Below are 26201 nucleotides of genomic sequence, written 5' to 3' on the forward strand. Positions count from 1 at the left end.
ATCTACTCCATAGACCTTAATTTAAAATCTTCTAAACTTAATAGTTCCCCACTCTTAGAAATTATCAAGCTTGCTCTATCTGCTTGGCTATTCAATTTCTCCTGCTCAAGGGATAGAACCAGATTAGTAAATGGGGAATCAACCCCCTTATCCCGTCCACGGCTGAGCCTGTGCTCTAAGGTCTCTTTAGGTGTGCTAAATAAAAAGATTGGGATATCTACCCCGTTAAGAAGATTATTATTCCCATGGGTCCACTCAATAATTAGAACCTTTATATTTTTAAAATCGACCTTCTCAAACCATAAATCGTCTATTTCTCGCCCCATCCTCTTAAGGGGAATTGAAGTTTCATTATTTAAAAATCTACTAATAATAGAGTTTATAAGTCTAAAATTTATCTCTTTTTCGGTACCTAAATACTCCCTTAAAGCACTCTCTCCCGCTTCGAAGTAAATATTATAGAATTCATCATTTAACTCTACCCCACTTTCCCAACTCTCTTTTAACCTGGAACTCCAACTATCTTCAAAGTCCTTCTCAAGGGATAGAGCCACTAATCCAGCCTCTCTAAACCGGTTCTCACGCTCTCGGTCATTCTCTTTAGGAATTCTGTGGGGGTAATTATCCCCGGATAAAAGATAAGTCTCCAAACCTTCCTCCCTTAAATAGTGGGAAAGAAGACTTCCAATCTCAGATTTGCCAACTCCAGAGCCCCCATAAACAGAGATTACAACTTTGTCCCGATTTAGTTTATTAATATTTTCTAATAAGTGGGGGAATAGAACTTCAGCTCTATTTATATGTGTATTATTAATCTCAACCTTATCCCCAGGCATATCTCCTGGTATTATTTTTTCTTCCAACTTAAAAAACCTCCCTATTTAGCTATATAAACAACTGTTTCGTAAGCTCGTAACCTATTAAACTGTAATAAAATATCCCAAGTCTCATAGTTACTAACAACTACCTTATCAATACCACAATCAGGATTATATGGGACTTCCTTATCCGAAAAATTACATATAAAAATTAGGTATTTATTTTTATACTCCCGTTTAAATGATATAAGATTCTGGGAGTTCTGCAATAGAGGAATAAATTTTCCATAGATTATTAGGTCCCGATACTCACTACTTTTTCTTAATTTTATTAAAGATCGATAAAAGTGCAGTAAGGATTTACTATTAATAAGTTGATCTTCCACATTTATATATGTATAGTTCTCATTAATCTCAATCCAGGGTTTTATCTTTGAAAAACCAGCATTGATTTCCCTACTCCACTGCATAGGAGTGCGGCTATTATCTCGACTTCTATTCCACAAAACCTTAAGTGCATCATTTTTTGTAAAACCACTAAGAATGCACTCATTATACTGATTGACCGATGCAATATCCTTATATTTTTCTATTGAATCATACTTTACATTTGTCATTCCAATCTCTTGGCCTTGATATATAAAAGGTGTCCCTTTTTGGAAAAAAAGTAACATCGCTAATAATTTTTTTGTGTAAATACTTATACTTTTTTCTGGAAAATACTTATTTATGGATCTTGGTTGATCATGGTTCTCGAAATAGAGGGCAGGCCAGCCACTATTATCTAACAGCTTTTGGGTAGAAAATAGAGCTTTCCGTAGTTCTTTAATACCCCAATTTTTAGGATCGTTCCATAACCCTCCATCTTTAAGATCTAGATCTACGTGATCAAATGTAAAAATCATACTAAAAAAGCCACTACTTCCTGTATATTTTAATAGGTTATCTCCTTGAACCCCTGGGGCTTCTGCTACTGTCATAACTTCCCCATTTTCAAATCCAAACAACTTTAACTCATTTAACCATTTATCAATTCCATTTTGATTTAAGCAGACATCGTTACAATGAATATCATTAGTATTAGAGGGATTAAAAATACGATCGCTCTTTTTTATATACGTTATAGCGTCAACCCTAAAACCACTTATTCCTAAATCTAACCACCAATTAATCATTTTATATAACTGGGTCCGAACTTCCCTATTGTTCCAATTTAAACAGGGCTGTTTCTTAGAAAACACATGGAAATAGTATTGTTTAGTTTTTTCATCAAACTCCCAGGATGATCCACCAAAGATAGATTTTATATTTGAAGGGGGGTCTCCATTTTTATCAGGATCAGCCCAGATATACCACTCTCTTTTACTACTTAAAAGGGATGACTTAGACTCAAGGAACCAACTATGCTCATCGCTTGTATGATTTATTACAAGATCCATTATTATTTTTAGGCCCCTTTTACCCGCCTCATATATAAGTTTCTTCATATCTTCAAGGGTTCCAAATTCCTTGGCAATATTGTAATAGTCTGAGATATCGTATCCATTATCATCCATAGGAGAATCATAAACAGGACAGATCCAAAGGATATCAACTCCAAGATTTTCTAAATAGTCTAATTTAGAAATTATACCTTGAATATCCCCTATACCATCACTATTACTATCTAAAAAACTTCTAGGATAAATTTGATAAACCACAGAATTCTTCCAATACAACTATATCTCCTTTTTATGAAACATGTTCCATACTCTATTTATACAGCCCATCTAAATACCTGTCAATATTGATTTTTTAATATTCATAGTAATATAATGGTTTATGGCAAATATTCGAGATGTAGCTAAAAAGGCTGGTGTTGCAGCAAGTACTGTTTCACGATATATAAATAAAAGTGGTTATGTTTCAGAAACCTCTAAAGAGAAAATAGATAGGGCTATATCAGAGCTAGAGTATGTTCCCTACGACCTAAATAGAAGTATTATTAGAACTAAAATTATTGCCATGGTAGTTCCAGATATTTCCCACCCTTTTTTCTCAACCCTAATTAAACATATAGAAGAGAATTTAGTTATTAATCAGTTCTCATTAATGGTTTTTAGTACAAATAAGAGTAACAGCTTTATATCAACTTTAAACTCAAACTTAGTTGATGGTGTTATAATTGCCGATGCCAATATAGACTCTAAAGAGATTAAAAGAATAAAAAAACCTATAATTCATTTAGATAGGTTTATACAAGGTGTGCCTACAGTATCTTCAGACCACAAAAGAGGGGGAGCACTAGCAGGAGAAGAGCTAGTAAAAGCTGGGTGTAAAAGTGTAATACAGATATGTGGAGAGAAATCTACAGATATTCCCTCCTATTTAAGCCATACAGAGTTTGAAAGAGTTATTAAAGAGAACGGAATAGATATTGAAACAATTGAGATAGAGTGGAGTGACTTTAACTTTGAGAAGTTTAAACAAGTTGCACGGGATATATTAGACAAGAATCCAAGAACTGATGGTGTATTTGGAGCAGATATGATTGCAATCGCTTTTATTAGGGCAGCGCAGGATAAGGGTCTAAAAATACCTAGGGATTTAAAAGTAATATCCTACGATGGTAGTTTTACTAGCCAAAGAAACTCTATAAAGGTTACAACAGTGGTTCAAGACCTAGTAGAGATAGGTAAAAAAAGTGTTGAAACAGTAATTAATTTAATAAATGGTATAGAAACAGTTAATAAATATGATAAAATAGATGTAACTTTGGAACTAGGTGAGACTACCTAATTGGAAAAAACTTGAAAATCAAATCTAAAATACTTTTAACCATTGATTCACCACAACTGAGCTTAAGCTTATCTTTCCTAAAAAAGTAAAATAGTTTGGTAGGTTTTTTACCTACCAAACTTAGTCCCATTTATGAACAACTACAACCACTACCCTTAGCTGTACCACTTAATGGACAACCAACACACTTGTTACCCCGCTTCTTCTCTCTAATTACCTTAGATAGGGATATCCCAATTATTAAGACTATTATTCCGAATACAATTAAATTAGTCATTTAAACCTCCTAGGCCACTTTTACATTTTTATTTAAGCTTACCTTATCTCCCTTATTTATTAGGTAGATAACAGCTGAAACCATAGCTAATACAACAATTAATCCGTATATAAAACCACTACCAAAACTTCCTGTTAAAATTAGTGTACCTACTTGATATGTTAAAAAAGAAACTGCGTACCCCATGCCAAATTGAAAACCTATCCCAGCCCATAACCACTTAGAATTCTCCATTTCAGAATTCATTGCTCCTATTGCAGCAAAACATGGAGGTGTAAAAAGATTAAAGATTAAATATGACAGTGCAGCAATTGATGATAAGCCCATAATTGAAGCAACATCCTGACTACCAGAAATTAAAACTAACTCATCTGTATCTATAAAATTAGAGATACTATAAACAACTGCAAGAGTACCAACAACATTCTCTTTTGCAATAAAACCTGTAATCGCAGCTGCTGCTAGTTGCCATACACCAAAACCTAGAGGGATTAAAATAAAGGCAAAAGGGGAAGCAATAGAGGCTAATATACTTGTATTCTCAGCGCCCTCTGCTACAACTTGTAATTGCCAATTGAATGTTTGCATTATTTGTATAGTAGCGTTACATAACAAAATTATGGTTCCAGCTTTTATGATAAAAGACTTCGCCCTTGATAAAGTTGATATAGAAGCCCGTTTAAAACTAGGTAATCTATACTCTGGAAGTTCCATAATAAAGAATGATCTTGCATTCTTCTCTCCTGTTATTCTTACAATAATCAAAGCACCAAGAATGATAATACCAATTGCTAGAAAATACATTGAAGTACCAACCCATGCCGCATCATCAAAAAATACTCCGGCAAAAAGAGCTATAACAGGCAACTTAGCACCACAAGGCATAAATGGAGTTAACATAGCTGTTGTTCTTCTTTGTCTCTGGTTTTTAATTGTTCTAGTTGCCATTATTCCTGGGATTGCACAACCTGTACCTATAACCATAGGAATTATTGATTTTCCAGAGAGACCAACTCTTTTAAAAAACCTATCCATAACAACTGCAACCCTAGCCATATAGCCACAATCTTCTAAAAGGGCTAACAGGAAAAAAAGAACCATTATTAGTGGTAAAAATCCAACTACAGCGCCAACACCTCCAATAATTCCATCTAGAAGAATTGCTTCTAAGACAGGAGAGACATCACTACCTAAAATAGATCCTACAAAAGTATAAAAACTATCAATACCTCCAACAAGGAAATCAGCAATAAACGGCCCTAGATGTGTTTGAGAAATTGAAAATACACCCCACATTATTAAAGCGAATATAGGTATACCCAACCATCTATTGGCAACTACTTTATCTATACCATCCTGATAGTTATGAAGACTACTTTTATAACTTCTATTTTCAGCTCTTTCTACTAAATCTTTAATAAAATCAAAACGTTTAATATCGGACTTTTCTACAGAGTTAATGTTACTCAGATCAACATCAACAGGAATAAAAGGAGGTTCCTGTTTACTGCCAGAGACTTCTATAACCTTATTAATTAAATTGCTTAGACCATTTCTACCACTTTTTGTTGAAACTGTTTCAACAATAGGGCAACCTAAAACGTCCTCTAACATTTTTATATCTATATCAGTTCTCTTTTTCTTTAAAAGATCACTTTTATTTAGAGCAATAACCACAGGGATATCTAATTCTAAAAGTTGCGATGTAAAAAAAAGACTTCTATTTAAATTTGTAGCATCAACAATATTAACAATTACATCTGGGTTTTCTAACTCTACAAAATCCCTAGTAATACTCTCTTCTGAAGTAAATGGTGACATAGAATAGGCTCCAGGTAGATCAACAGCAATTATATCCTGACCAGACCTATTAAGTGTTTTTTTAATCTTAGCCTCTTTTTTTGCTACTGTTACACCAGCCCAATTCCCTACATGCTCAATTTTTCCAGTAATAGAATTAAATAGGGTTGTTTTTCCACTATTTGGATTACCTGTTAATGCAATTTTCATTATTTATCTCCTAAAAACCTAAAGTTAACCTTGGCTAACTTTTAAGGTAAAAATTTTAAAGTTTTATCGCTTTTGCAAGATCTAGGTCTATACTGTACCTTGCATCTTTAACACTTATTACAAAGTTATGTTTAAAATCAGATATTACGGTTACATTTTCCCCCGGATAACACCCTAACGTAAACAGGAAGTTTTTTAACTCAACATCTTCAGATTCTACACCTTTAATAATATACTCCCGATTAATATCGGCCTTTGATAGGTTATTAAGTTCGGTTTCAACAAAGCTACTCATAAAATCTCCTTTTAAAACTAAAAACTAGTCTTTATATTATTACTATTTAGATATCTGCATATAGCGTCAAATAATTCATCAGTTAAAACATGTTCTAACCTACATGCATTCTCCTCAGCCACTTTAGTAGTCACTTTTAATGTGTGCTCTAAATAGAGTGTAATTATCTTGTGTTTCTTATATATGGATTTAGATAATTCTCGCCCTTTCTTGGTTAGGTTTATGCTCCCATAGGGTTCCTTAATTATATACCCATCCTCTTTAAGATGTTTTGTTGCCTTTGTAACACTAGCCTTAGTAACTCCTAACTCCTTCCCAATATCAACACTGTGGGCGTGCCCATTAGACTTTTCCAATAGATAAATTGTTTCTAAGTACATCTCCATTGATTCATTACTACTCACACACTCTCCCATTTTAGTACAACTTACCAAGTTAGCCTTGGCTAACTTTAATATAATGTTACATCTTATATTTTTTGTCAACAATTTAGCTTATTAAATCTCTTTTAAATCATTATATACAGATCTTATATCATCTAAACAGTCTAAAAACGACTCAACAACCTTAGGGTCAAAGGACGTTCCAGAAAGTGAAGTAACAATTTCAACACCCTTTTCAAACGGGAAAGCTTCTTTATACACTCTTTTACTACATAAAGCATCAAAAACATCTGCAACGCTAACAACTCTAGCTTCAATTGGAATTAATACACCCTTTAAACTGTTAGGATATCCTGTACCGTCCCATTTTTCATGATGACATAATGATATATTTATAGCAGAACTAAAAAAATTATGCTCGTACCTTCTTAAATTTTTCTCAAATAGTATTAAAACTCTAGAACCTATCTCTGAGTGACGCTTCATAACATCCATCTCTTCTGGAGTCAATCTTCCTGGTTTTAATAGGACCTTATCTGGAATACCAACCTTACCAATATCATGGAGAGGAGCATATTTATATATATCTTCAACCTTATTTATATCGATCTCATTTGGATAGATACCCTTATTTAGCATATCCATAGCAATAATTCTTGAGTATTTTTGCATTCTCTCTAAATGACTCCCTGTCTCAGGATCCTTATCCTCTACTAACTTAACAAAACCTAGTGCAGCATTTGATACTAAATCGTCTATTAACATATTTTTTGAAAATATTGAACTTAAAATGTCAGATATTGAGAGAACCTTATATTTATCATTTTCTACGTAGTTATTCTTTTTTCTTGAAGAGAAGAATAGAAACCCAGCTATATTCCCATTTGGATCTGTAATAGGGGCTGTTAAGCTAGACTTATACCCATCCTTTATTAAAAGTTCAGTGGACATAGAGTGGGGTTTTTCCAAAAAGTATTGGTCTAAATCATTTATAATCCTAAGATCTGTTTTACTCTTTATTTTTGATAGGGATGACTCCTCTAATAGAATATTAAAGCCCTGTTTAAAGTGTATCTCTTTATTATCAGAGAAGCTAAAACTAGCAATTATTCTATCCTTATTAATTGTAGCAAAACCAATCCGGTCAAAACTTATATACCTTTTAAAATTTATGTTTGTAAAAATTTCACTAAGGGTCTCTTTTATACCATAGCCCTTTAATGTTCCACTAATAGCTTCATCTATCGCCTTTAGGTTTAAGCGAAGGTAGTCAATCTTGCTATAGATATCAGAGGAGAATGGAAGGGAGCTACGCCTTATTTTAAAGTCATAATCTTTAACTTCTATTTTTTTTAAATACTTTGTAATATCACTACTAAATCTGGTATAGGATATAAATTCAATAAACACAATTAATACTATAATTATTACAGTTAAAAAGAGAGTATTATCCCTCTCTTTCTTTAATTTAGAAACAGTAGAAATAAGTGATTTTTTACTCTTAGAGGTCTCATCCTTTAACCTGCTAACTTCTAAACGTAGGTCCTCAAAATCCTTTTTCCTAAGATCATTATAATGGTCTATTTCAGCAGCAGCCATATGTGCATATATACCATTTATCTTCTCAAAAAAGATTTCGTTTGGAAGATAATCTTGGTACTCATATAGACTCTCTATATCTGTTAGTACCTCAGTAAGATCATTCTCACACTTACTAGTAATCAATACTTCCTGATTTACTATTTTCATCTTATTACTTGCTACAATATAAAAAAAAGTTGAGATAACTATAAATAAAATCATAATTATATACTTTGCCCATTTATAATTCATACTTAAATTAAAATAAATTAAACAGTTTTTGTAAAGATTAAATTATTTTAATCGATTTTTTTGTTCATTGACTTTTAATATCTAGGAGATACATACTTAAAATGTATGTTTAAAGGTTTTATAAAAAGAGGACTACTAATTATATTTACAATCACACTACTTTTTTCTATTACAATAAGGTCTTTGTATAAACAGAAACTCCTTGAAAAACAGGATAATTTAAAAAACACCCTATTATCTATAAGGTCAACACTAAATAGATCTATAAACAGTAATTTTAACATAATATATGTGTACTCTTCCCATATATCTGTACATAGTGATATATCAGAGGAGGAGTTTACTGAACTTTCAAGAGAGTTATTTAAACAGTATAAGGGGTTAAAAAATATAACAATTGCTCCTAATAACATTATTACAAATGTCTATCCAATTGAGGGGAATGAGGAAGTTTTAGGTCTAGACTACAGGGATATACCATCCCAGTATAAGCAGATTAAAAAGGCACAAGAACTAGGGTTAATGATTTTAGATGGCCCTATAGATTTAGTTCAGGGAGGGGTTGGACTTATTGCAAGGGTTCCAGTATTTAATAGTAGGTCAAAGATTTTTTGGGGAATGGTATCATCAGTTATTAACTTTAAAGATCTAATGCTTCCAGTTGTTGAAACACTAACCAAAGAGAATTTAAAATTAGTTATAACAAATGAGTCTTCTAAAAAAAAGGATGTTATATATGGGGAGAAATATCTATTACAAAAGCAAAAAAGCATATATTCAGACTTACCTCTACACGATAGGGTTTGGGGTCTCTATCTCTTTGATAGTAGACGAGTATTTTCTTTATTAGACTACTCCATAATAATCTTATTATATCTGCTAGCTTTAACATCATCTTTATTAGTTACTTATTCTCTGCACAAAAAAACTAAATTAATAGAGTATAATATTTCAAGGATGATGGACTTCTCCAGAACTTCCCAAAACTGGGTATGGGAGACAGATAGTAATTTTAATATTACATACACAGCAGGGAGTCTTAGTCAAATAACCTGGGGAAGTCCTCAATTTATTTTAGGTAAAAACTTTAGGGATATATTCAAAGAGAATAACGATATGGAGGAGTCCATAGAGGCTAGAGCACCAATATCGGAGAAGCAGTGGTGGGTTGAAAATATCAAATATGAGAAAAGATGTTTCTCTGTAAGTGCTGTACCCTACTATAAAGAAAATATCTACCAAGGTTATAGAGGACTATGTACCGATATAACGGATAAGATACTCTATGAGAAGGAGCGGGCAGACTACCTTAAACTTGTTGATGAGTATATTCCTATATCCCAAACAGATTTAGAAGGAAATATAACTAAATCAAATAGTGCATACTGTAGACTGTCAGGTTACAAAGAGAGTGAATTAATTGGAAATACTCATAAAATAATGAGACACCCATCTACTCCATCAGCAGTATTTAAGCAGATGTGGGAAACTATAGAGCAGGGGAAAACTTGGAATGGAGAGGTAAGAAATTTAAGGAGAGATGGATCCTGCTACTGGTTTAATGCCTCTATCTCCCCCTTAGTAGATCAATTTAATAGGCACTATGGTTATATGGCTGTTAGACAGGATATAACTGCAGAGAAGAGATTATTAGAAATTTCAGAGACGGACCAGTTAACAGGAATATATAATCGTAGAAAGTTAGACTCCTCCTTAAAAATGATAAGTTCCCAATATACTAGGAGTAAATCTGATTTTTCTATTATTATGTTAGATATAGACTTTTTTAAAAGTTGTAATGATAATTTTGGCCACTTAGTTGGAGATGATGTTTTAAAAAAACTTTCTCAGATCCTGCTTAAGAATATTAGGAAGACGGATATTCTAGGTAGATGGGGTGGTGAAGAATTTCTAATAATAGCACCTAATACCCAGGAGGATGGAGCTATTAAGTTAGCTGAATTTTTGAGAAAAACTGTTGAAAAAACATTCTTCGAAGGTGTAAAGAGTATAACTTGCAGCTTTGGAGTCTCATCAACAACCAATAGCAGCTTAGATAAAATTACGGAGTTCGCAGATAAGGCACTCTATTTAGCAAAATATTCTGGTAGAAACTGTGTAAAGTTTTACGATAACACTTTAAAATAGTGCTGATGAAAAATAATATTAAAATTAGTAGGGTAGATCTATTTTTTAGATTCTTTAAAATTAGCATTTTAACTTTTGGTGGTGGATACGCCATGATGCCAATGGTTGAGAAAGAGCTAATTAATCGGGATGGTCTATTAAAAGAGGATGAGATTATAGATGATTATGCTATGGGTCAAAGTATTCCTGGAATTATAGGAGTTAATGCTTCAGCATTAATGGGGTATAGAATTGCAGGAAGAGTTGGTTTATCCATTGCAATTTTAGGCTTTATAACACCTTCGATAATAATTATATCCCTAATTTCATCCCTACTGTTAGATATAGAAAACAATATATATATTGTCAAAGCCTTTACAGGTCTACGGGCTGGGGTTGTTGCACTAATGCTAAACGCTCTACTTAATATAGGGAAAAAATCCTTAAAATCTTTATGGGCCTATGGCCTTCTTGTGATAGCAGTTGTTGGAATTCTATTTTTCAAATTCCATCCTATATATTTAATACTGTTTGGTGGTTTTATTGGTTTTGTTATTGGAGAGACTAAAGAAAGGAGGGGAAAATGTTAACCCTTCTCTATGTATTTTCTATAATTGCCATTACCACAGTTGGTGGTGGTTATGCTATGATTCCACTAATACAGCAGGAAGCAATAACTATTCACAGGTGGATAACAGAGACTGAATTTGTAAATATACTGGCTGTTTCTCAAGTGACTCCTGGGGCTATTGCGATAAATTCTGCTACTTTTATCGGGTTTAAAAACTATCATATTTTAGGGGCAATAATCGCCTCGGTAGGTTTTGTTCTTCCATCTTTTATAATAATTTTTCTTATTGCCCCTATACTAAAAAAGTATGAAAAAAACAGGATTCGTATTAATATATTTAATGGAATAAGACCTATAGTTACAGGGTTAATTGGGGCAGCAATAATAGTATTAGCTAAAAATATCTTTATTATAGATAGCAACATAAGTTATATTTCTATTTTTATAACTACTATTTCCTTTGTTATACTTAGGTTTTTTAAGATAAAGCCAGTTTATACCCTTCTTTTATGTGCAATTTCTGGTGTTATTATACTCCCCTAGTATTAACCGAAGAGCTTTCTCTAATTATTAGTTTTGTATTTATTGTACTAAGAGTTGGTACATTACGCTTTTCTAAAATATCTAGGGCTAATCTAGCTGCAGATAACCCCATAGCACTACTTTTACTATCAATAGTTGTTATTAGAGGGTTAGAGCATTGGGAGAAGATAAGGTTATTAAATCCAGTAACAGTAAAATCTATTGGAATAGAAAATCCCCTTTTGGTTAGTTGCTGAATTATACCCAGGGCTGTAATATCCTCATCGCATACTATTGCTGATGGTCTTATCTCCAAGTCTAATATTTTATTGGCTAAAACAGCTGTTGAGTCTAAGCTATTTTCACCAATTAATATTGCACTATTATCTGTACTATTTCGAAACCCTTTTACCTTTCTTTTTGCACTGTAACTATCACTTGTTTTAATATATACAAACTCTCTGTGCCCTAACTCTTTTAGGTATAAAACTAATTTCTCTATACCTTCACCCTCATTGGAAACTATAGAGTAGATATTATCCCCTTCTACACTCTCGTTAACAATTATAACAGGGACCTTTATTGATACACTTTTAATAACCTCTTTTAGTTCATCATATTTAAAAACTGAACCTACTAATATTAAAATATCAATTTTTTTTTGCATAAGTAGGGAGATATAATTACGTTGAGTATCTGACTCACCCCCTGTATTACAAAGTATAACATTATATTTATGTAGGCTTAACTCCTGTTCTAAAGAGTGGATAACAGAGGCGAAATATTGGTCCCTTATATCTATAGTTAAGATACCTATACTCTTAACAGAACTACCAGAGAGTCCCCTAGCAAAGGCACTAGGGATGTAGTTCTCCTCTTCCATTAATTTATTTATTTTAGCCCTGGTCTTTTCGCTAACTTTTGGACTGTTATTTATTACTCTTGATACAGTTGCTGTTGAAACTCCAGCCTTTTTGGCTATCTCATAAATATTCATTTTTATCCTGGGAAATTAAAGTATTTTAGACTGTTATTGTAACTTATGTTTGTAACAATTTCACCTAGTAGATCTAAATCCTTTGGAGCTTCACCATTTTCCACCCATGTACCAATTTTATTACACAGTATTCTTCTAAAATACTCGTGGCGTGTATAGGAGAGGAAACTTCGCGAATCTGTTAACATTCCTACAAATTGGGATAAAACACCCATATTTGCTAAAGACTCCATCTGTTTCTCCATTCCAGTTTTTTGATCATTAAACCACCACCCGGAACCAAACTGTATTTTCCCTGCTATAGAACCATCTTGAAAGTTTCCAATCATTGTTCCTACAATATCGTTATCTGCTGAATTTAATACATAGATTATTGTTTTAGGTAGTTGATCTTCTATATCTAGAGAGTTTAATAACCTAGACAGAGGAAGGGCGATGTCCCCACCACCAATAGAGTCAAAACCAGTATCTGGCCCTAGTTTATTAAACATTCTTGTATTGTTATTTCTAATAGCACCTATATGGAGCTGCATAGTCCAATTTTTAGCCTTATTTAATCTACCATAGAGTTGTAAAAGAGCAGTATTTAACTGGGCAGACTCTTTTTCTGAGACCTTTTTTCCATCTAGAAGAGTAGATATAGTAGCATCTAGATCTTGTTGTGTGTAACTCTCATATTCTGGTATTCTTATTGCATGATCTGATATTCGGCACCCAAGGCTGTGAAAATAGTTATGCCTAGACTCTAATGCCCTAGATAATGAAGTAAAATCTACAACATCAACTCCAGAAACTCTAGAGAGCTGCTCTATATAATCTCTATACAGGTAAGGATCTTCAACAGCACCTGCCTTATCTGGCCTAAATGTGGGATACATTTTAAAATCTAAATGGGACTTCTCCTGTAAGGCACTATGGTACTCTAGACTATCTATAGGGTCGTCTGTTGTACATAATACTTTAACATCCATCTGCTTAATAATACCCCATGGGGAAAACTCTGGTTGTTTTAATTTCTCATTAACCTCATTCCATATAGACTCTGCAGTTTGGCTATTTAAAACCCTATCCTTAATTCCAAAGGGTCTTCGTAGTTCTAAATGAGTCCAGTGATAAAGGGGATTTCCAATTAACATTGGAACACACTTTGCCCAGGCTAGAAACTTCTCGTAGTCTGTTCCATCCCCAGTAATATATTTTTCATCCACACCTAGGCTTCTCATTGCCCTCCACTTATAGTGGTCTCCCTTTAACCATACCTCTGTTAAATTTTTAAACTGTCTATTCTCTGCAACATCCCTAGGTTGTAAATGACAGTGATAGTCTATTATTGGTTGTTTTTTTGCGTAATCGTGGTATAGAGTTTTTGCTGTATCACTAAGTAGCAAGAAGTCCTCTGTTAAAAAAGTACTCATTTAATTATCTCCTTATTTATAGGGTAACTCCATCCTTAAATATTGAAATTTCCCTGTAATTGTTTATCTCGTTTAAAGTTTGTTTTCCTGAAGCAACTTCTAAAATATACTCTAAAAAATCTTCTGACAGTTTATCAATATTACCATTATCAACTAATGTTCCAGCATTATAATCGATCCAATGCCCCTTTTTTTTGGCAAGTAAGTTATTAGTAGATATCTTAACCGTTGGTACAGGTCCCCCTAAAGGTGTTCCTCGTCCAGTTGTAAATAGTATCAAGTGGGCTCCTGCTGCAGATAAGTTAGTTACAGCAACAATATCATTACCAGGACCATTTAATAGGTTTAAACCAGACTCTGTTGCTATCTCTCCATAGTTTAACACAGCTTGAACCTCCCTCTCTCCACCTTTTTGAATACAACCTAGAGATTTCTCCTCTAAAGTAGTAATTCCGCCATCCTTATTCCCGGGGGATGGATTTTCATATACAACTTGGTTATATCTTTTAAAATACTCTTTAAAATTATTAACTAAACTTACGGTTTTATTATAGATCTCTTTACTTTTAGCACGATTCATTAAAATGGTCTCTGCTCCAAACATCTCTGGAACTTCTGTCAAAATAGAAATTCCACCCATATCAATTAGTTTATTTGAAAGTTTACCAACTAGAGGATTCGCTGTAATTCCAGATAGACCGTCGGACCCACCACACTTTAGACCTATTTTCAATTTTGAAACAGGGAATCTCTCCCTCTTATCCTTAAGAGTTATATTCTTTAGTTCTGCAATAATTTTTAATGCTTCATCTAGCTCGTCCTCTACAGTCTGAGTCTCTAAAAACCTTACCCTACTCTCATCATAACTACCTAAAACCTTCTTAAACTCTGTGATATTATTATTTTCACAACCTAAACCTAGAACTAAAACTCCACCAGCATTAGGATGTTTAACTAAATTCTTTAATATTAATTGTGTATTTTTATGATCACTTCCTAACTGGCTACACCCATATGGATGAACAAATGTATATACTCCTTCGCCAGAATTTTTAACAATATTCTCAGCTGTCCTATTAATACAGCCTACAGTATTTATAATCCAAATATCATTTCTAATACCAACTTGTCCATCTGACCTTAAAAAACCCATAAAGTATTTATCCTCTGCATAAATACTATATTGTGGCTCTTCTTTGTTATAATTATACTCTAAAATTCCGTCTAGATTAGTTTTTATATTATGGGAATGAACAAACTCCCCTTGTTTTATATCCTTAATAGCATGGGCTATTGGGGAAGCGTACTTAATAATCATATCCCCATTTTTTATATCCATAAGTGCAAACTTATGGGCTTGGCCTATATCTTCTAAAAGTTTAATCTCAACATCATTAACAACAACTATGTCACCTTTATATAGAGGCTCAAGAGCTACAGCAACACTATCTTTAGGATTGATTTGTATAACTTTTTTCATTAAAGACTCTCCATTACAGACTTAATACCTTTAGACTCTATTTCATTAAAGTAGTGTGTTACCTTCTTATAAAATAATTTGATTAAAGCCAAATCTTGTCCCCAAAAATCTAAGTTAGACATTATATTTTTAGTAAAAATCTCCCCTGACTCCTTGGTTCCATTAAAATCTTTGTAAGCACGATTAAAATACTCCAAAACTTCAGAACTATCCTTACCATGTTCTTTATAAAAATGCATTAGGGATGCCAGTGAGAATGAGAGTAGTTCAGGGGCTTTTTTATTAAGTTCTATATATTCTAGAACTGTAGGTAAAACCCTAGCCTTATATTTAGAGACAGAGTTTAATGAGATACTTAAAAGTTCATGTTTAATAAATGGATTTGCAAATCTCTCCATAACATCCTTTGCAAACTCAGTTAACTCTTTTTTATCAAAATTAATACTTGGTATAATTTCTGTTTCTACAGCTTTATCAATAAATCTTCTAACAGTTTTATTCTCTAGACACTCTCCAACTGTTTCAACACCGTATAGATAAGCAGGGAGACACATCATTGTATGTATTCCATTTAATATCCGGACCTTTCTTGTTCTATATGGAGTCATGTCCTCTGTCCAGATAACATTACACCCATCTGTTTCTGCAAGAGGTAGTTCAGCGGAATACTTTTTATCCCCTTCTATAACCCAAAGATTGAAAACTTCAGAGCTATCTAGAAGATTATCTTTGTATCCTAACTCCTTTGTCAAATCTTCTACCTCATTTCTTGGATATCCAGTTACTATTCTATCTACTAGAGTATTAAAAAATGCACAGGAATTATCTAACCATTGGATAAACTCTTTATCAAGAATCCACTCATTTGCTAATCTATATACTATTTTTTTAAGATTATCTCCATTTCTATCAATAAGTTCACACGGAATAATTATTAATCCCTTATCTATTGATTTATTGAAGGTTTTAAACCTTCTATATAAAAAAGCAGTTAATTTTCCGGGGTATGATATCTGAGGTTTATCATCTATAGATTCCCCCCCTCTATATACTATTCCAGCCTCGGTTGTATTTGACACAACAAACCTTAACTCTGGTAAATCTGCAGATTGTATAAAATCATCATATTCAGTGTATGGGTTAATTCCCCTTTCTATTGAAGTTATAATCTCATTATCATTAATAACTTCACCTTTAAAAAGTCCCCTTCTAATAAGCGTATATAGTCCATTTTGATCATTAAGCATAGTAATTAATCCATTCTCTAATGGTTGGACAACTCTGACACTTCCATTAAACAGCCCTTTTTGATTTGTTCTATGTATCATCCAATCAACAAAACCTCTTAAAAAATTACCTTCTCCAAACTGTAATACCTTAACTGGGTATTCATCTTTTTCTCTACCTATAATAGTTCCTAGATTTTTTTTATTTAGTTCCATTTCCATTCCTTATTTCCTAGATAATGTAAGCGGTTACACTAGTAATTTAAAATAGAATAACACTAGAGTATAAAAAAGCGCAACTCAAAAAGATATAAATGTATTCGGTTTCACTAATATTCTTATATACGAATTGACCATATAACAATAAGGAGGCTAATGTCTTATTATGCGAGGCAGAAGCACTCTATATATTGTGGGAGACTCAACTCTTTGTAGTTTTGAGGATAAAGATTATTTTATTCCTAGATCGGGGTATGGAACAAAAATTCACAAATATGCTGATTCTGATAACTTAGAAATAGTTAATTTAGCTCTTTCTGGTAGGAGTAGCAAAAGTTTTATCAATGAAGAGAACTACATAACCCTATTAAAAAATATTAAAAAGGGAGACTACTTACTTATTGACTTCTCTCATAATGATGAAAAGCCAGATATTACAAGGTATACAGATCCGACCCTTCCAATTACCCATAATGGTAGTTTTAAAAATATTTTAGATAAGTATTATATAAATATAGCCTTAAATAGTAAGGCGTTCCCAATTCTAGTTACACCTATTGTTAGACGGGGGGAACTAAATAGTCATATATCAAAGGGAACAAGTCAATTCAGGGGAGGAGACTACCCAAAGGCAATTAGAGAACTTGGACATATGTTAAATATTCCTGTAATTGATATGACAAAAATTACCAAAAATCTATACGACTGTCTAGGAGATGCTGAAACATATAATCTACATGCAAATAAGTATAATAATCCAGAGAGTATAGATAATACACATATAAACAGTAAGGGTGCAGACGTAATTGCTTATCTTCTATGTAAATCGATAAAAGAGAACTATCCTCCCCTTGGTCAATATTTATTGGAGAAAGAGGTGGTTGATGGATTGGATAGGGAAATATTTTAAAAATAAATGGGATTTAAACCACAATAGTGGTAAAAAAAAACCAGATATCTCAGAAATACTAAAATTATCTAGGCTAACTAAGGTGCCTCATAAAGCGAAACTTCTAAGTAGATTAGATATGGATGACTATATAAGAGAAGATTATTATTTGGATTCTGAAGAGTTTTATAAAATTCCATTAACAGTTTTAATACCTAAAAGAAATATAAAGAAAACTCCAATAATCTCTCTTCATGGTCATGGAGGTGGTGGTCGATTAGGAGTAATAGGAGATAGAACAGATAGTGATGTTGCAGCAGCTATAGATAAGTATAACTATGACTATGGCCTTAAACTAGTAAAAAGGGGATATACTGTATTCTGCCCAGACAGTAGGGGTTTTGGGGATAGTAGAAGTAAAGAATACTCTAATGCTATAACATCCTGTAGCTGTAGGGAGCTATCAAATTTAGCCTTATCCCTTGGTCTTTCCCTTACAGGTATGATGGTTTTTGACGTAATAACACTTATAGATTATATAAAAGATTACTTTTTAATGGATATAACAGAACTATCCTGTATTGGTTTTTCAGGTGGCGGAGCCTTGACCCTATACAGCTCTATTATAGACCCTCGAATCAAGAATATTATAATTAGTGGATATATGTACGGCTTTAAAGAGTCTCTTTTAGAGCTACATGGGAATTGTTCATGCAACTATATTCCAAATATGTGGCTATATTATGATATGAAAGATCTGGCCTCATTAATACTAGCAAAAAATATATTTATTGAAAGTGGTGACAGGGATCATCTAAATGGTAAGTCTCAAATAAAAAACGTATTAAGTCAGGTAGAAAATATTAAAAGCCCGTCAAACTTTGTACATAAAATATATTCAGGGCCCCATAAATTTTACGGTTTAGACTGTTTTGATTGGTTAAGCCAACTTAGACATTGATCCATCCACCTAGAAACGTGGGAATTTATCTGGCACTCTTCATCAGATGTTAACGGGATTGCTAAAGAGAGACCATGACCACCGTATGGATATATGTGAAACTCAAAAGGAATATTAAAACTACGTAATTTATGTACAAAAAAGAGGGAGTTTTCCATAGGAACTGCCCCATCTTCTAAAGTGTGCCAAATAAATGTTTCAGGAGTGTTATGATCTACTTGATTTTCCAAGGAGAGTAGTTCTAATTCATCTCTTTTTGGAAATTCTCCTAATAAATTTTTAAAAGACCCTCTATGGGAAAACTCTCCAGATGTAATTACAGGATAAGCTAAGATAAGCTTATTAGGTTTAATTAGCTTTGTATCTATTCCAGATACCCCTATAAACAAGTTACTACTCCATAAAACACCAATAGAAGCAGCCAAATGTCCTCCAGCAGAAAATCCACAAACAATAATATTATCAATATCGATGTTCCAAGTTTCACTATTTTGGCGGATTATAGTTAGGGATCGTGCTAAATCCAATATAGGCTGAGGGTGTGTATATGGAGCAACAGAGTATTCAAGAACAAAAGCATTATACCCTGCATTATTAAAACTTATAGCTATAGGTTCCCCCTCTCTTTTTGACCTATATTGGTAACCTCCACCAGGGCAAATTATAACCGTAGGAACTTTTTTATTAGAGTTTAATATATAACTAGTTAATTTGGGTCTTTCTTCAGAAATCTGGTTAAAATCTAGACCATCCCATAAATCAATTTCAATATTTAGCAAAAACTACTCCTGTAGATAGGCAAGTAAAAATGGTGCAATACCCTTAGCTTCATTCTCAACAACAGGTTCAGACATATAGTAGTCAAAACTACCATCCCTATTATCCTTACCTCCAAGACCTGCAACTAAGCATATTCCACCTAAGTTCATCTCTCCATCTCTTTCAAATAGATACTTATTACAGATACCATTAAATGCCTTTTCACCAAAGGGTTTAAACTCTTTGGAAATAATACCTAATCTTACAGCCTTTAATATAGCATATGATATTATACTTGAACCACTTGTTTCTAAATAGTTCCTTGGTTCATCTATTTTATCAACAACCTGAAACCACATACCACTTATATCTTGATATTTTATAAGTGCTTCTATTAAATCTAATAGAGTTTTGGAAACAAAAGAGTATAACTCCTCTTTTTTATCTTCTACTATTTCTAAAATGTCAACTAAAGCCATAAGAAACCAACCTTCAGCCCTTAACCAATAGTTCTGTGATAGCCCTGTCTCTTCATTACTCCAGGAACTATCCCTAGAAGAGTCATAGGCGTGATAGTATAATCCTGTCTCTTTATTCTTCATTAGCTTAACAACATTCTTTATCTGGTTTAAAATATCTATATAGTTCTTTTTATTGTTAAATCTTTTTTCATACTCAAGATAAAAAGGCTGAGCCATATACAGACCATCTAACCAAATCTGATTAGGATAGATCCCTTTATGCCAAAAATTACCCTCCTTTGTTCTAGGTTGTAGTTGTAGCTGAATATAAAGGTTTTCAATCGCTTTTCTATATTTTTTTTTACCTGTATAATCATGAAGTTTATAGAGTGCTCGCCCCTCATTTATATTATCTAAATTATAGGTTTCGATATCAAAACTTTTAATACTACCATTATCTTCTATAAAATAATCTATAAAATTATCTACAAAATCTAGATATTTTTTATCAAAACTCTTCTCATATAAGGTTAAAAATGCAGTCATCATACAGCCATCTATATAGTTCCAGTGTGGCTTTTTATTTCCTATAATCATCTCCTGATTCCACAAAGGCCTTTGGGGAGAACTATCTAATAACAATCTATCTATATAACGGTCTATCATAATCGAACTCCTAACTTCTTAATAAAGTTGAAACTATCTTCTATTGTATCTGGCCCATTATTCTCTAAAAGAGTATGAATATAAGGTTTATGTTTATTTATTAGAGAAAACAGTAGTTCATAATTTAGTCGGCCCTTGCCGGAAGGGATTGTTCCATCTTTTACCCCATTCTTAATAACATAATCTTTTGCGTGAATTGCGACCATTTTATGGGAGAAAAGTTGGAAAGCCTCTATCATTAATTCATCAGATTTATCCAACTTATCATTAGGAAGAAAATTCACAGGATCGTAGATTATCCCTAAATTTGGAGATGGTATCAGCTCTAAAACCCGCATCATCCTCTCGTGGCTAAATATAGTATGTTTATCTGCAACACCCTCTATTGCCACAGTTACTCCAAATTTCTCACCAGCTTCAACTAATACCTTTAAAGATTCTATAAAGTCTATAAAAGTAGACTCCTTGTATATATCCTGGGTAAAACCACAATTTGGCAGAGTTGATCCTGTCTCTGTCCCAACTATTGAGCAACCAAAACTACTAGCAAATCTAATATGCTCTACAAAGCTATCAAGGTGTCTTTTACGTATGTCCATATTTGGATGAACAGGATTAATATAACAACCTAACACACTAATATTTATACCATTTTTATAAAATTTATCCCTTATATAGTTTCCCATACCTGGACTTAAAATACCATTAACATCATCAATTCCATCAATTGCCTTTTTTAATGCTAATTGTATGCTATTAAATCCATATTTTGATATTCTATCTGAAAGATCAGAAACGCTTAATTTCCCAAAATCATGGGCTCTTACACCGATATTTAACATAACTCTCCATCTATAACTATATTTTTTATATAAAGATTCTCTACATTATTCATAACAATTTTATAATCTTCTGGTTGAGAATCAAAAAAGTCCATTGCTGGTTGCATTATCTTTGAATTCCTATCTGTTGTAACAATAAAATTCTCTACATTTAGGTTTTTAATTGGACTCTCTGGGATTCCATAAAAAAATGCAGCCGATGACTTAATATTATGAGCTTCTATATTTCTAATTATTATATTCTCAATGACAGGGGTAGAAATAGGATCAAAGGTTTTTGTATCTAAAGAACTTAATAGACCAATACTATCTTCTGTAGCTCCACACCTGTAATACATATTAACAACAATAGGAGATATCACTCCTTCCATTTTTAGGTCATTTATATTTATATTTTTAATATCCCCCCCACGCCCCCTACGAGTCTTTATTCTTATTCCTCTATCAGTTCCAGACATAGTACAGTTTTTTATCTTTATATTGTTTATTCCACCTGCTGTCTCAGAACCAAAAACAATTCCACCATGTCCTTTATTCATGCTACAGTTAGATATATAGATATTATTACAACTAATCCCAACTCTCTGACCATCCTCATCCATACCTGATTTAAGACAGAGGCAATCATCCCCAACATTAAAGTTACAACCTTTGACATCTACAAAGCAACTAGAATCAATATCAAGTCCATCTGTATTTGGTGCATCTGGGGGATTAATAAAAAATAGATTTTCTAATTCAATATTTTTACTATATAAAATATGGGTATTCCAAAAAGCTGAGTCTTTTAGTGTTAAACCAGATATTTTCACATTATGACAATTTTTAAACTGAACTAAAGAAGGCCTTAAAAAATTAGTCTCTATGCCACCACCTCCTGATCCAAACTTTAAATTTCTATTTAATAGCCTTAACTTTTCTTGAACATTTTTTACTGAATCAGAGACTATACCAGACCTTAGTTTCTGGTATGAACTCCACCATTTTTGGCCTAAACCGTCTAAAACCCCAGGTCCCTCAAGTATAATATTCTCACAATCACCTGCAAATAACATAGATCTCAAAGCGTAACACTCTGTACCCTCCCACCTTGTAAATTGAGGATTATAATGGGAAAAATCATCACTAAACTGGATGATAACCCCCTGTAAAAATGTTATTTTTAAATTAGATATAAGCTCAATTGGTTTTGACCTATACAATCCAGGATTTAATACAATCTCACCTCCGCCTTTTTTTGAGAGGGAGTTTATTACATCCTGAATTTTACTATCAAATTCTCGATTTGTTGATGGGTATATAACAACTCTCTCTGATGACATTAAAATTCCTCTTATTTAAAGCCGGGAAAACCCGGCTATATTTTTATCTATTTAATTCTGCTATAATTTCGTCAATTCCAAGTGCTTTAGCCTTAGTTTTGTAAATAGCTATAGCCTCTGCTGGTGTATATGCTCCAATAATTGTTTCAGCAAAGATCTCTTGTTTTAAAGTTAAGATTTCACTATTTCGTTTTAAGAATACATCTCCACCCTGGGGTAAACCTAATTGTCTTGCATTTGAATCATGGTTTTTAGCAGAAAGTCTAATTAACTCAGGAACTTCAATTAAAGCTTCCATTCCATTAGGTGCTAAGTTAGGATCACAATACGCCTTAGTTAATAACTTATCAGGGTTTGAAGGTTCAGCTAACATCTCTATTCCATTAGCTGTTGTTTTATAGTGTAAACCCTCTACCCCATAGATAAACAGTTTCTGACCTTCAGCTTTATCAATCATTAAGTTCATAAACTTATCAAATACCATTTTTGGATCTGCTGCTTTTGAAGTTATAGAGAACGCTGGAACAACTCTGTTTATATAGTATGCATTTTCGATAGCAGGCATAGAAACAACACTTGCTTTAGGATTAATATTTTTAGCACTATCATCAAATCTTGTTGCCCAAGAACCGATCCAATACTCCATTACACCCGCTTGACCTTCAAATATTTTTGATCTAGCAGTAGAAGTTTTATTTGTGAAAAACTCATTATCAAGAATTCCCTCTTTATATAATAAAGAAAATCTCTCTAATGCTTTAATCATCTCTGGTTGTTGGAAACCATCAACCCATTTACCATTTTTCTGATCATAACCAAAGTATGCATCCTGCATAATCATACGATTATAATAGTCAAACTCATATCCTGTTTGGAATGGTAGAGTTATACCAACTGTATCCTTAACCCCATTACCATCTGGGTCGTCATAGGTAAAAGCTTTTAAAACTTTATAATACTCATCCCAATTTGTTGGCATATCTAGACCAAGATTATCTAACCAATCCTGTCTAATATAAGTAACACAACCATCAGCATTAGTTGAAGGTACACCGTATATATGTCCATCTTTTAACCTATAAGCTTCTATTAAATCTTTAGAAACATCCTTAAATTGCTCTGATTCAGCTATATAATCTTCAAGAGGAACTAAATGACCTGAATTTGCGAATGTTAGGTAGTCATTTGTCTGTATCTCTAATACATCAGGGTAGTCTCCAGAGGCAAAGATTGTAGATAATATTTGAGAATACTGGTTATGAGCAGGTTTTGTTATACTTAATTTCAATCCAGAAATTTCGCTATACTTCTCACCCCACTCTTTTAAACCGTTCTCTTCAGTTAAACATCTGTCAAATACTGCAGAAATTTTTGTTACTGAATCTGTTCCATTTGCTTCACCATTTCCATTTGCAAAAATACCTGCTGGTAGCAGAGATATTGCAAATACTAAAACACACATTTTAGATTTCATAAAATCCTCCATTTTTTTTATTAAAGGTCTACGACCCTTTTTTAATTATTATTTAACCCTTAACTCCACCTAGATTAATTCCTTTAACAAAATGTTTTTGTACAAAAGGATATAGGATAAGTACAGGTATAATTGAAACTGTTATTGCTGCATTTTTAAGTGATTGAGTTGCAAAGGAGAAACCTTCGAAACCTTGAGTATCTGTTTCAATAACAAGACTTCTTAAAAATACTTGAAAGTTGTGTAAGTGGGGCTTTGTCTGAATATATAGAATATAGTCAAAGAATTGATTCCAGAAGAATACTATATAAAATAGACCTATAGCTGCTAAACCCGGTTTCGATAGGGGTAGAACAACCCTTACAAAAGTTTGAAACGGAGTACACCCATCAATCTCAGCCGCATCAAAGATTGAAGAGGGAATACCCTCAAAAAAGTTTTTAAGTAGAATTAAATAGTAAGCATCCATTGCATGTACTAAAAATATTGGAAAAATTGTATTCAATAAACCTAATTGATTTACCACTAAAAAGAGAGGAATCATACCAGCTCTAAATACCATTGTAACAAGCGCAATTCCCATAAAAAACTTTCTACCAGGAAGATCCTTTTTAGATAACCCGTAGGCGTATAACGATGTAATTGTCATAGCCACAGCTGATCCAATAATTGTTACGACAACACTTATAATTAGAGGTCTAAAAATAACAGGCCTGCTAATAATTACCTTATATGCATCGAGTGTAAAACTCTCTGGAAAAAACCTAAAAACTGTTTCAGATGCCTTTCCATCAAAAGAGTCAATTATGATTTTTAAAAGAGGAATCATAACTGTAACAATTATAAGACACATAAATAGTGTATTTAAAACTTTAAACGTAGTGTAAGATGCTGAATCTCTGTGCAGCACACTTTTTTCTTCATTATCATCTCCTATAATACCGATTCGCCACGTAGACGTTTTACAATTTGGTTTGTACCCATAACAAGAACAAATGCTATTACAGACCTTGTTAGACCTACAGCGGTACCATAACCAAACCTAAACTCTGTTACACCTGTCCTATATGTATAGGTCTGAATAACATCTGAAACCTTATATACCAGTGGGTTATAGAGAACAAAAACTGATTCAAAAAGATTAAATATTTTTGCTAGATTCATTATAAGAACAATAATTATAGTAGGTATAAGATGGGGGAAGGTTATATGAACCATCTGCTTCCATCGATTAGCACCATCCATTTTCGCTGCTTCATATAGTTGAGGGTCAATACCTGAAAGTGCTGCTAAAAATATAACAGTACCCCATCCTATCTCTCTCCAGCTCAAGATAAACAGAAAAGTCTGTCTCCATAGGGATTGATCTCCTAAGAAGTGCTTAGCTTCTCCTCCAAACGTTGTAACTACCTCATTAACCAAACCACCCTGACGTGATAAAAGAAGATTAAAAACAGCACCAACTACAACCCATGATAAAAAGTGGGGTAGATATATTACTGTCTGAACAACTTTCTTAAAAAACTGATTTTTTATCTCATTTAATAATAAAGAGATAGAGACTATTAGAGTCATCTGTATAACGATATTTAATGAACTTAAGATTAGTGTATTTTTAAAAGCTCTAATAAAATTATCACTTGTAAATGCATCTCTAAAGTGAGAAAAACCAATAAAGTCTCCTAAACCTCTTAAATCGAAATCATAAAAAGCATAACGAAGCCCTAACATAGGCACGTATCTAAATACAATTAAAAATAGAAACCCAGGGAGCATTAATAGATAAAACATTTTAAATCTATTAAGTTTACTTAAAAGATTCCCCTTATTATTAGCAAGACTTTGCCCCATAAAAACAATACCTCCAAAAAATTGA

General features: G+C 32.9%; 24 protein-coding genes. 6 read left to right on the forward strand and 18 right to left on the reverse strand.

Translation table 11 applies throughout. From position 1 onward, the window contains the following. Nucleotides 1-2: 2 nt before the first annotated feature. Both EW093_RS06150 and EW093_RS06155 read right to left on the reverse strand, forming a co-directional pair. A complete protein-coding gene (locus EW093_RS06150; protein ID WP_223111655.1) occupies nucleotides 3-863 on the reverse strand; it encodes an adenylyl-sulfate kinase in 861 nt (286 codons plus the stop codon). 14 nt (nucleotides 864-877) lie between these two features. After that, the gene (locus EW093_RS06155) at nucleotides 878-2536 is read right to left on the reverse strand and encodes an alpha-glucosidase (protein ID WP_149567548.1); all 1659 of its coding nucleotides are present in this window, start codon (nucleotides 2534-2536) and stop codon (nucleotides 878-880) included. A gap of 103 nt (nucleotides 2537-2639) precedes the next feature. Between EW093_RS06155 and EW093_RS06160 the strand changes: the two genes are divergently transcribed. Next, the gene (locus tag EW093_RS06160; RefSeq protein ID WP_149567549.1) at nucleotides 2640-3596 is read left to right on the forward strand and encodes a LacI family DNA-binding transcriptional regulator; all 957 of its coding nucleotides are present in this window, start codon (nucleotides 2640-2642) and stop codon (nucleotides 3594-3596) included. Nucleotides 3597-3726: 130 nt separating this feature from the next. Here EW093_RS06160 and EW093_RS06165 read toward each other — a convergent pair whose 3' ends face one another. From EW093_RS06165 to EW093_RS06185, 5 genes are all read right to left on the reverse strand, one after another. Next, nucleotides 3727-3873 carry a FeoB-associated Cys-rich membrane protein gene (locus EW093_RS06165; protein ID WP_149567550.1) on the reverse strand — a complete coding sequence of 49 codons (147 nt, stop codon included), beginning with the start codon at nucleotides 3871-3873 and terminating at the stop codon, nucleotides 3727-3729. A gap of 9 nt (nucleotides 3874-3882) precedes the next feature. Continuing rightward, a complete protein-coding gene (feoB, locus tag EW093_RS06170; protein WP_149567551.1) occupies nucleotides 3883-5883 on the reverse strand; it encodes a ferrous iron transport protein B in 2001 nt (666 codons plus the stop codon). Nucleotides 5884-5938: 55 nt separating this feature from the next. Beyond that, the gene (locus EW093_RS06175) at nucleotides 5939-6178 is read right to left on the reverse strand and encodes a FeoA family protein (protein WP_149567552.1); all 240 of its coding nucleotides are present in this window, start codon (nucleotides 6176-6178) and stop codon (nucleotides 5939-5941) included. 17 nt (nucleotides 6179-6195) lie between these two features. Continuing rightward, complete coding sequence (locus tag EW093_RS06180; protein WP_223111656.1) at nucleotides 6196-6582, reverse strand: metal-dependent transcriptional regulator; 387 nt, start codon at nucleotides 6580-6582, stop codon at nucleotides 6196-6198. Between the two features lie 93 nt (nucleotides 6583-6675). Continuing rightward, nucleotides 6676-8394 carry an HD-GYP domain-containing protein gene (locus EW093_RS06185; RefSeq protein ID WP_149567553.1) on the reverse strand — a complete coding sequence of 573 codons (1719 nt, stop codon included), beginning with the start codon at nucleotides 8392-8394 and terminating at the stop codon, nucleotides 6676-6678. 105 nt (nucleotides 8395-8499) lie between these two features. Here EW093_RS06185 and EW093_RS06190 point away from each other — a divergent pair, with 105 nt between their 5' ends. The 3 genes from EW093_RS06190 to EW093_RS06200 are packed head-to-tail and all read left to right on the forward strand — an operon-like array spanning nucleotide 8500 to nucleotide 11635. Continuing rightward, entirely contained in the window at nucleotides 8500-10542 is a 2043-nt protein-coding gene (locus EW093_RS06190) for a diguanylate cyclase (protein WP_149567554.1), read from the forward strand. Nucleotides 10543-10547: 5 nt separating this feature from the next. Further along, nucleotides 10548-11111, forward strand: coding sequence for a chromate transporter (locus EW093_RS06195; protein WP_149567555.1), 564 nt, complete (start codon nucleotides 10548-10550; stop codon nucleotides 11109-11111). Then, the gene (locus tag EW093_RS06200) at nucleotides 11105-11635 is read left to right on the forward strand and encodes a chromate transporter (protein WP_149567556.1); all 531 of its coding nucleotides are present in this window, start codon (nucleotides 11105-11107) and stop codon (nucleotides 11633-11635) included. The genes EW093_RS06195 and EW093_RS06200 overlap by 7 nt, the downstream gene beginning before the upstream one ends. Here EW093_RS06200 and EW093_RS06205 read toward each other — a convergent pair. From EW093_RS06205 to EW093_RS06220, 4 genes are read right to left on the reverse strand one after another with little or no spacing between them, the layout of a single operon-like run. Then, nucleotides 11622-12611, reverse strand: coding sequence for a LacI family DNA-binding transcriptional regulator (locus EW093_RS06205; protein WP_149567557.1), 990 nt, complete (start codon nucleotides 12609-12611; stop codon nucleotides 11622-11624). The genes EW093_RS06200 and EW093_RS06205 overlap by 14 nt on opposite strands. A 2-nt stretch (nucleotides 12612-12613) precedes the next feature. After that, nucleotides 12614-14026 carry a glucuronate isomerase gene (gene uxaC, locus EW093_RS06210; RefSeq protein WP_149567558.1) on the reverse strand — a complete coding sequence of 471 codons (1413 nt, stop codon included), beginning with the start codon at nucleotides 14024-14026 and terminating at the stop codon, nucleotides 12614-12616. A 16-nt stretch (nucleotides 14027-14042) separates the two neighbouring features. Beyond that, a complete protein-coding gene (locus EW093_RS06215) occupies nucleotides 14043-15506 on the reverse strand; it encodes a UxaA family hydrolase (RefSeq protein ID WP_149567559.1) in 1464 nt (487 codons plus the stop codon). Further along, nucleotides 15506-16948 (reverse strand): tagaturonate reductase, encoded by a 1443-nt coding sequence (locus tag EW093_RS06220; protein ID WP_187759856.1) that lies wholly within the window; start codon nucleotides 16946-16948, stop codon nucleotides 15506-15508. The genes EW093_RS06215 and EW093_RS06220 overlap by 1 nt, the downstream gene beginning before the upstream one ends. A 169-nt stretch (nucleotides 16949-17117) precedes the next feature. Here EW093_RS06220 and EW093_RS06225 point away from each other — a divergent pair, with 169 nt between their 5' ends. Together EW093_RS06225 and EW093_RS06230 are read left to right on the forward strand one after the other, a co-directional pair. After that, nucleotides 17118-17861: an SGNH/GDSL hydrolase family protein gene (locus EW093_RS06225; protein ID WP_149567561.1), complete on the forward strand. Its 744-nt coding sequence runs from the start codon at nucleotides 17118-17120 to the stop codon at nucleotides 17859-17861. Beyond that, the gene (locus tag EW093_RS06230; protein WP_149567562.1) at nucleotides 17836-18801 is read left to right on the forward strand and encodes an alpha/beta hydrolase; all 966 of its coding nucleotides are present in this window, start codon (nucleotides 17836-17838) and stop codon (nucleotides 18799-18801) included. The genes EW093_RS06225 and EW093_RS06230 overlap by 26 nt, the downstream gene beginning before the upstream one ends. Here EW093_RS06230 and EW093_RS06235 read toward each other — a convergent pair. From EW093_RS06235 to EW093_RS06265, 7 genes are read right to left on the reverse strand one after another with little or no spacing between them, the layout of a single operon-like run. Then, a complete protein-coding gene (locus tag EW093_RS06235; protein WP_149567563.1) occupies nucleotides 18756-19580 on the reverse strand; it encodes an alpha/beta hydrolase in 825 nt (274 codons plus the stop codon). The two genes, EW093_RS06230 and EW093_RS06235, sit on opposite strands and share 46 nt — an antisense overlap. A 3-nt stretch (nucleotides 19581-19583) precedes the next feature. Further along, entirely contained in the window at nucleotides 19584-20687 is a 1104-nt protein-coding gene (locus EW093_RS06240) for a glycoside hydrolase family 88/105 protein (protein WP_149567564.1), read from the reverse strand. Next, entirely contained in the window at nucleotides 20684-21529 is an 846-nt protein-coding gene (locus tag EW093_RS06245; RefSeq protein ID WP_149567565.1) for a sugar phosphate isomerase/epimerase family protein, read from the reverse strand. The genes EW093_RS06240 and EW093_RS06245 overlap by 4 nt, the downstream gene beginning before the upstream one ends. After that, on the reverse strand, nucleotides 21523-22851 hold the full coding sequence (locus EW093_RS06250) for a glycoside hydrolase family 28 protein (protein WP_149567566.1): 1329 nt from the start codon (nucleotides 22849-22851) through the stop codon (nucleotides 21523-21525). The genes EW093_RS06245 and EW093_RS06250 overlap by 7 nt, the downstream gene beginning before the upstream one ends. A 43-nt stretch (nucleotides 22852-22894) precedes the next feature. Then, complete coding sequence (locus EW093_RS06255) at nucleotides 22895-24325, reverse strand: type 2 periplasmic-binding domain-containing protein (protein WP_246745076.1); 1431 nt, start codon at nucleotides 24323-24325, stop codon at nucleotides 22895-22897. A gap of 52 nt (nucleotides 24326-24377) precedes the next feature. Then, nucleotides 24378-25235 (reverse strand): carbohydrate ABC transporter permease, encoded by an 858-nt coding sequence (locus EW093_RS06260; RefSeq protein ID WP_149567568.1) that lies wholly within the window; start codon nucleotides 25233-25235, stop codon nucleotides 24378-24380. Between the two features lie 23 nt (nucleotides 25236-25258). After that, on the reverse strand, nucleotides 25259-26176 hold the full coding sequence (locus EW093_RS06265; protein ID WP_149567569.1) for an ABC transporter permease: 918 nt from the start codon (nucleotides 26174-26176) through the stop codon (nucleotides 25259-25261). Nucleotides 26177-26201: the final 25 nt, after the last annotated feature.

The organism is Thiospirochaeta perfilievii (assembly GCF_008329945.1).
In the GTDB taxonomy this organism is placed as follows: Bacteria; Spirochaetota; Spirochaetia; order DSM-2461; family DSM-2461; genus Thiospirochaeta; species Thiospirochaeta perfilievii.

Bases quoted from the DNA above. Each gene is read 5' to 3' on its own strand.
- EW093_RS06225 (WP_149567561.1), top strand. From the start codon at position 17,118: ATGCGAGGCAGAAGCACTCTATATATTGTGGGAGACTCAACTCTTTGT.
- EW093_RS06220 (WP_187759856.1), bottom strand. From the start codon at position 16,948: ATGGAACTAAATAAAAAAAATCTAGGAACTATTATAGGTAGAGAAAAA.
- EW093_RS06245 (WP_149567565.1), bottom strand. From the start codon at position 21,529: ATGTTAAATATCGGTGTAAGAGCCCATGATTTTGGGAAATTAAGCGTT.
- EW093_RS06185 (WP_149567553.1), bottom strand. From the start codon at position 8,394: ATGAATTATAAATGGGCAAAGTATATAATTATGATTTTATTTATAGTT.
- EW093_RS06215 (WP_149567559.1), bottom strand. From the start codon at position 15,506: ATGAAAAAAGTTATACAAATCAATCCTAAAGATAGTGTTGCTGTAGCT.
- EW093_RS06265 (WP_149567569.1), bottom strand. From the start codon at position 26,176: ATGGGGCAAAGTCTTGCTAATAATAAGGGGAATCTTTTAAGTAAACTT.
- EW093_RS06190 (WP_149567554.1), top strand. From the start codon at position 8,500: ATGTTTAAAGGTTTTATAAAAAGAGGACTACTAATTATATTTACAATC.
- EW093_RS06250 (WP_149567566.1), bottom strand. From the start codon at position 22,851: ATGTCATCAGAGAGAGTTGTTATATACCCATCAACAAATCGAGAATTT.
- EW093_RS06200 (WP_149567556.1), top strand. From the start codon at position 11,105: ATGTTAACCCTTCTCTATGTATTTTCTATAATTGCCATTACCACAGTT.
- EW093_RS06255 (WP_246745076.1), bottom strand. From the start codon at position 24,325: ATGAAATCTAAAATGTGTGTTTTAGTATTTGCAATATCTCTGCTACCA.
- EW093_RS06240 (WP_149567564.1), bottom strand. From the start codon at position 20,687: ATGATAGACCGTTATATAGATAGATTGTTATTAGATAGTTCTCCCCAA.
- feoB (WP_149567551.1), bottom strand. From the start codon at position 5,883: ATGAAAATTGCATTAACAGGTAATCCAAATAGTGGAAAAACAACCCTA.
- EW093_RS06205 (WP_149567557.1), bottom strand. From the start codon at position 12,611: ATGAATATTTATGAGATAGCCAAAAAGGCTGGAGTTTCAACAGCAACT.
- EW093_RS06160 (WP_149567549.1), top strand. From the start codon at position 2,640: ATGGCAAATATTCGAGATGTAGCTAAAAAGGCTGGTGTTGCAGCAAGT.
- EW093_RS06165 (WP_149567550.1), bottom strand. From the start codon at position 3,873: ATGACTAATTTAATTGTATTCGGAATAATAGTCTTAATAATTGGGATA.
- EW093_RS06230 (WP_149567562.1), top strand. From the start codon at position 17,836: ATGGATTGGATAGGGAAATATTTTAAAAATAAATGGGATTTAAACCAC.
- EW093_RS06195 (WP_149567555.1), top strand. From the start codon at position 10,548: ATGAAAAATAATATTAAAATTAGTAGGGTAGATCTATTTTTTAGATTC.
- uxaC (WP_149567558.1), bottom strand. From the start codon at position 14,026: ATGAGTACTTTTTTAACAGAGGACTTCTTGCTACTTAGTGATACAGCA.
- EW093_RS06175 (WP_149567552.1), bottom strand. From the start codon at position 6,178: ATGAGTAGCTTTGTTGAAACCGAACTTAATAACCTATCAAAGGCCGAT.